The sequence below is a fragment of the Streptomyces sp. NPDC093111 genome (assembly GCF_040683955.1).
Taxonomy (GTDB): domain Bacteria; phylum Actinomycetota; class Actinomycetes; order Streptomycetales; family Streptomycetaceae; genus Streptomyces.
Genome location: NZ_JBFBNW010000028.1, coordinates 91,259 through 98,213 on the forward strand (window position 1 = coordinate 91,259; position 6,955 = coordinate 98,213).

Below are 6,955 nucleotides of genomic sequence, written 5' to 3' on the forward strand. Positions count from 1 at the left end.
GGGCTCGTGGGGTTCAGCGGCCGATGGCCTCGAGCCATCGCCGGATGGCTGCCTTCTCCTGCTGAGGCGTCCCCCGCCAGCCCGCTTTCCACTCCGCGTGTTCGCACAGGCCGACGACGTCCGAGAATCCGGTCACCAGGACGGTACCGACCGACGAATCCCCCGTCCTGCCGGCGACGATGACATCTCCGGAGACCGACAGCATGACGAACTCCGGCGCACCGAAGGAAATGCCGAGAGCATCGGCGGATCCCGCACCCACGACATCCCAGGATTCGCCCAGTCTGACGCGCGCCCACCAGAAGTCGCCGCCCTGGACCTCGACGGCGACCAGGAACTCTCGGTCGTCCCCGAAAAGCCCCCCTTCGCGGGACAGGTCGAACCAGCCCTTGTTCGCCGCGGCGACGAAATCCGGGGCATCGCTTTCGACGACCGATCTCCGCCATCCCCCTGATGGGGGGGCGTATCCCGTGGCCGCGTTGGCGAGCGTCGGCGGGATGAGGGGACTTTCCGGGTCCACCAGCCCCAGGAAGACCAGTCCAGCGGGGGCGAGTCGCCCAGCGTGGTCCATTGCTCAAACCTTTCGAAAGTCCCTCGGGTGAAATCCAAGGGCACATGGACGAAGCAGTGCACGGCACCCCAGGGGTGCCGTGCACTGCTTCTTTCTCATCTACTACAGGTGAAGGGGCTCTCGCCTCTTACCACCTGTAGAGGTGCGGAGAGCCGTAATTGTGCCCGCCGCTCCGCTTGATCGGGAACCAGGCGATCTCACCGGTCGTGTTGTTGACCATGATTCTTGTCTGGTTGCTCGGCCTGTAGTTCCAGTAGATCGTCGCGTTGTTCACCCAGGAACCCCAGAACCGCCGCTGACGGTCATTGAGATCCATCCCGTTGAAGATGTCGATCCCACCACCCGGAGTGTCCCGCGGAGCCATGTTGGGATTGGCCCGGAACATGGCCACGAGCTCGTGGATCTCGTCAGGGACGGAGAAGAACTCACCCAGGTCGGACATGTCCTGCGCCCGGTCCTGGATCGAAGCGTTCTCGTAGTGCTCGTCCGGGTGGTACTCACTGGTCGCCTTGTTCTCGACCCCGTCACCGCGATCGCCGGTCGGGCAGGAGTCGTTGTGAACGAGGAGCGAGGTCGCCCCCGCCAGCGCGTAGTACGTGTGGATTTCGCTGACGGTCAGGTTGTGGACGGTCGCCGAGGGGGCGGTCCAACGCTGTACGGACGTGATCTGGACGTACGTTCCGGCGCTGGTCCGGAGCCACTGGCCCGACTTCAGGTCGGTGGCCTTGAGCCAGCGACCCAGCTCGGGGACCCAGACCGGATGGCCGGCGGTCGCCGTGATCGCGGCCGTCTTCGAGCCGGCCCTGCCGTCGGTGTCGATCGTGACCTTGACCAGGTGCTTGAGGCCCTGGCCCTTGATCTCGGCCGTGACCGTCTCGACCCGGGTCTCCCCGGTCTTCGGGTCGGTCGCGAGGACCTTGTCGCCGTTCCTGACCTTCTCGATCGGCTTGGTGGAGCCGTCGGCCATCAGCACCTTCGTGCCGGGCACGAAGCTGTTGCAGCCGGCCTTGCCGGAGCCACCGCTGCCGCTGGAGCCGCCGCTGTTCCGGGAGGAACCGCCGGAGGAGCCACCGGGCTTGCTGGTGCTGACCTTGCCGCCGGAGCCCTTGCCGCCGCTGGAGCCCTTGGGCTGGGAGGAGGACTTCGGGGCTGCCTTGGCCTGGGACTTCTTCTGGACGGGGTTACCCGTCTTCCGCTTCGCGGCGGCTGCCGCGTCGGCCTTTCGTTTGGCCTCCTCCGCCGCCTTCTTCTTCGCTCTCTGCGCAGCCTCTCTCTTGGCCTTCTCGATGGCGGCCTTCTTGGCTCTCAAGGCTGCCTCTTCGGCGGCCTTCGCGGCCTTGAGGACGGCCTCGGCGGCCTTCTTGGCGGCCTTGAACGCCTGGATGGCGTCGATGGTGCGGTTGATGGCCTTCAGGACCGACGGGATCTTGCCCAGCTTCGTCCACGGGATGGCGTCGAGGATGATGCTGCCGCACGACCACATGTCACCGCCGAAGCAGGCCATGGCGTCGTTGATGCCGATGAAGTCCTTCAGCGTCTCCCAGGCCACGGCGAGGATGACGGAGGTGAGGGACTTGCCCTGCATGGCCTCGGCCTGCGCGACCTGCGCCGCGGACAGACCCGCGCCGGCGAGAGCCGCGGCCCGCTCGGAGGCGGTCAGGACGATCGACAGACCGGTCGGGTCCGAGTACGTCACCGGGTTGTTGTGCGCGTACACGTACCCGTTGGCCTGCTGCGGGTCGTTCAGGTCCATCAGCGGGTCGGCGGACAGGAAGCGTCCGACGAGGGGATCGTAGAGACGGGCGCCCAGCGGCTGGAAGCCGGAGGCGTCGTCCCGGGTCATGCCCAGGAAACCCTTGTGGCTCTGGACGTTCTGGCCCGCGGTGTCGGCGCCGCGCTGGTTGCCGAACGGGTCCTGCTTGCGGACCCGGACCGGCATGCCGCTGTAGAGGCCGACCTCGGTGTACGCACTGTTCTGGTGATCCGAGGTCTGGGCGACCAGGGTCTCACCGCCGGTGCCGTTGGTGTAGCGCATGACCGCGCCACCCGGAGCCGTGTAGGTGCGCTCGGTGCGGACCAGGATGCCGCCCTGCTGGACGGTGATCTGGGATTCGCCCAGGTTGAGCGTGGCCTGCTTGCCCTGGATGGTCAGCAGGCGGTTGCCGTCGGGGCCGTAGATGTGACGGGTGTCGTTCTGCGGCAGCCACTGCTGGGCCGCGGAGGCGGCGTCACAGGTGGCGAGCACGATCGGCGTCTGGTTCACGTTCGCCGCGCCCTGCACCGCGAGGCACAGGTTGCCGGAGGCCGGGTGGATCAGCTGGCCGGAGGCGTTGCGCTTGAGCTGCTGCGCGGTGGTGCCGTTGCACTTCTGGATCTGGACCGCCGAGCCCGCGGTGTTGGCCGCAGGCTGGAGGCACCAGGTGTCGTAGACCTCCATCGTGCCCAGGTTGGCGTCCGCCTGGCCCGGGGCCGGATCGAAGTGCCAGGCCTGCGCCACCGTGGCGTTGCAGCCGTACAGCCACACCGGCTGGCCGGCAGCCGCGAGACCCGACTTCAGGTCGATGCACTTCTGGCCCAGACCCACGTACGGGGTCTTGCCGTTCGAGCCCTGGCCGGTGATCCGGTCGACCTTGCCGTCATAGGTCCAGCTCAGGTTCTGCTTGTCGCCGTTCTGGATCGACGTGACCGACTTGGTCTCACCGGTCAGCTCGTACAGACGCTCCGCCTCGGCCGTGACCTGCGCACCCGCGGGGGTGGTGTAGGTCTTCGTCACCTTGGTGAGGGTGTGCGGCTGGTCCTTGGCGGCACCCTTGCCGTACGCGTACGTGCTGGTGGCGTCCTTGGCGGTGGCGCCCGAGAGGTCCTTCTCGGTCAGCTTGGAGCGGTTGCCGAGGAGGTCGTACTCGTATTCCTGCCAGTAGCCCGAGTTGTCCTTGCCGGCCGCCACGTTCAGCGTGCCGTCGGCGTTCTTCGGGTCCGCCGAGCAGGTGTCCTGGTTCTTGTCGGTCCAGGCCTTCTTCAGCTGACCGACCGGGTCGTAGGAGAAGCACTGGCGCTCCTCGATCCCGAGGGACTTCTCCTGGATCGAGGTGACGTTGCCGGCCGGGTCGTAGGAGTACCCGCGGTTCGACACCAGGTTGCCGCCGACCAGGGAGGCGTCGTTCTTCTCCCGGTAGACCCCCTGCTCCTTCAGCTCACCGCTGCCCTCGTCGTACGAGTTCTGCGTCCAGACCCGGTAGGGCTGGGAACCCAGGGTCGAGCGCAGGACCTGGCCGTACGGCGAGTAGACGGTCTCGGAGCCGTACCAGTCCTTGCCGGAGAGGGAGAGCGGCTTGCCGTCCTTGTTGTAGCGGACGACCAGCTTCTCGGCGGCGAGGTTGCCGACCGCCGGAAGGGTGGTCTCCTCCAGCGCTCCGGTGTCGGAGTAGGAGGAGCTGTAGGTGTAGTCCTTCGCGAAGCCCCACGTGTCGGCGATCGACTGCGGCAGCGACATCGTGGTCGAGGTCGGCTGGTAGTCCTTCGTGAAGCCGTTGACCTTCTGCGTGTACGCCAGGCCGTCCGTGTAGCGCGTGGCGGTGGCGGGCATGCCCTTGCCGCCCGGAGCGGTGTCGTAGGTGAAGTCCGCCAGCAGGGTGCCGTTGGCGTCGTTCAGGCGCTGCTGCTTCGGCCGCGACAGCTCGTCGTAGCTGTTCCAGATCTTGACGCCGCGGGCATTGGTGAGCGTGAGCAGTCGGCCGCGGGAGTCGTAGTCGTTGCGGGTCGTGCCGGCGTCCGGGTCGGTCGCCGTCAGCACCCGCCCCTTGTTGTCGTACGTCCACGTCCACGGGTGCGTCGGGTCAGCCGAGGCCGTGCCCTTTACCAGCTGGCCACGAACGTCGTACTCGTAACGCGTCGACGTGAAGCCACCGGGCGCCGCCGGGTTGAACGTGTCCGTACGGGCCGTGCGGCCCGTCGCGTCGGTCCAGACGCGGTAGGACGAGTCGCCCTGCGGGGGGATGACCTTGGACCAGTCCTGGCCGTACTCGTAGCGGGTGGCCCGCTCCGGGTACGCCTTGGAGGATGCCTCCTTGGTGACCGGGTCCACGTACTTCATGTACGGGGTCTCGGTCAGGACGCGGCCGAGGCCGTCGTAGGTGTAGCGGGTGATGTTCGGGATGGCGGTGTCGGCGAGCGGGGTGAAGAGCTCGCCGGGCTTCGCCTCCCGGGTCAGGTAGGCGTTGTTGGTCTGCCACACCTCACCGGAGCTGTTGTACAGCGTGTCGGTGACGAGGTAGCCGGTCCTGCCGTCGGCCTCCTCCAGGGACTGGCGCTCACGGCCGAGGCCGTCGTACAGCGTGACGGAGGTGTCGACCCGGTCCTCGTAGCCACGGGCGTAGCTCGTGACGTAGGGAGGCTTGCGGATCTCACGGGTCGAGTCGCTCGGGTCGGTCTCCGGCTTCGGGATCGTGTACTCGGCGCGGAAGTCCGGCACGGCGCCCTCGGCCGGCGTGCGGCCCGGGGCCCAGGCCTCGGCGAGACGGCCCAGCGGGTCGAACTTCGCCTCGCTCACGTACCCGTTGGCGTCGGTCGACTTCAGCGTGGTCGCGCGACCCGGCTCGAGCTCCTGCACCTGGGCGTGGCCGAGCGGGTTGGTCTGGGTGACCTTGAAGACCTGACCGGTCGGCGGGTCGAAGGTGGTCGCGCTGACCTTGCCGTCCGGATCCGTCACGCTGGTCACACGGCCGATGGCGTCGAAGCCGGTCGTGCCGCTGCTCTGGAAGGCGTTGCCGGCGCCGTTGAGCGACCAGGTCTCGGTGGCGAGACCGCGCGTGGTGGCGGCGATGGCGGTGCCGTAGGCCGTGTTGTCGTACGCGGTACGGGCAGCGCCGCTCAGGGTCGTCAGATCGGCCCAGTTGGCGTTGGCACACGTGGTCGGCGAGGCGAGGACCTGCTTGGAGAGACCGATGAGGTTCTTGGTGGTCTGGTGCAGGTACTCCAGCTTGGTGCAGGACTCGTCACCGGTCTTGCCGATGTCGCCGAGGACCTCCACCTGCGTGGGCAGACCGTACGTCGACTCGTACGTCGTCTTCGTGCGGACTTCGCGTACGGTGCGCGGGTCGTCCGTGTTCGTGCCCGATGCCTTGGTGTAGGCGACCTCCTCGGGCCCGGTGACGCGCCAGGAACGCAGAGGGGACAGGCTGTCGTCGCGATCCCGCTTGGCCAGCTGCGTGGCCTCCAGAACCGTGACGCTCCGGCTCAGCCAGTCGGTGTCCGCGTCGGTCGGGTTGGTGTAGGTCAGCTCTTCGGAGATCCGGCCGGCGAAGGGCTCTCGGTCGTAGACGGTCGAGCCGTCCGACGCCTTGAGCACGTTGCCGTGGACGTCCTTGACCGGGACGGTGTCACCCATGCCCCGGAAGAACCGGTTCACCGACTTGGACTGCTTGCTGCCGATGGCCGGGTCTTCGGCGCCCGTGATGACGGTGGTCTGCTCCGCGCCCGCGAACTGCGAGTAGGTGCGGGTCGACTTCTTGCTGAACTCGGACTCGGCCAGCTTCCAGGCCGGGTTCTTGTACTCGTACGCCGTCTTGGTGGCGTACGCGCCGTCGACGTTCGGGAGCTCCTCGATCGACTGGACCACGTACTTGTGGAACCAGTCGATGTCCTCGACCTCGGGGTCCGGGTTCCAGAACGTCGGGTAGCAGAGCTCGCCGTTCGCCTTCAGGCCCGCGGTGTCCGTCTTGGACGGCAGGCCCGCGCCCGAGAGGCACTTGCCCTCGATCGGCTTGTACGTGACGACGGTCTCGCCGCCGTACTCGTTGATGACGCGCGCGATGCGGAGCCGGGAGAAGCCGGGGCGCTGCGGGTTGACCGCCTTCACGCGGTTCGGCATGTCCTCGGTGTTCGGCTCGAACCGCACGGGGTTGAGCGAGACGCTCGCGTCGGTGGAGCCGTTGCGCGCGTAGCCGGTGCGGCTGATCGACTCCAGCCACAGGGCCGTGTTCGGGCCGGTCTTCAGCTCGGCGAACGACTGCTTGAGCTGGTACTCGTCCACGACCTGTCGCGCGCTGGTGTCGGTGCGGCGCTGGGCCGAGGTCGTGATCTTGTCCAGGCGCTTGCGCGTCCAGAACGACGGGCCGGCGTTCCAGCACTTCTTGCCGGACTCGCAACGGAGGTCGGCGGGGGTGTCGAACCAGGGCCGGTAGTTGCCCGGGTCCTTCGACTTGAAGTTGTCCTCGGTGCAGTCAACCGTGCCGACCTTGTAGCAGCGCTCGGCGACCGTGAACCCGACGCGGGCCGGGGCCGTCGCGCTGAAGATCGAGTCCTTGCGCTGGCCGTAGTAGATGTGCGACAGGTAGCCGTCGCGGTCGTAGACGACCGGCGCCTTGAAGTTGAAGTTCTTGGCGT

General features: G+C 67.5%; 2 protein-coding genes. Both read right to left on the reverse strand.

What is annotated here, in order from left to right; translation table 11 throughout:
- Positions 1-13: 13 nt before the first annotated feature.
- Complete coding sequence (locus tag AB0Q96_RS35260) at positions 14-571, reverse strand: hypothetical protein (protein ID WP_365332733.1); 558 nt, start codon at positions 569-571, stop codon at positions 14-16.
- A gap of 127 nt (positions 572-698) precedes the next feature.
- On the reverse strand, positions 699-6,955 hold a 6,257-nt coding region (locus AB0Q96_RS35265), incomplete at its 5' end, for a ricin-type beta-trefoil lectin domain protein (RefSeq protein WP_365332735.1).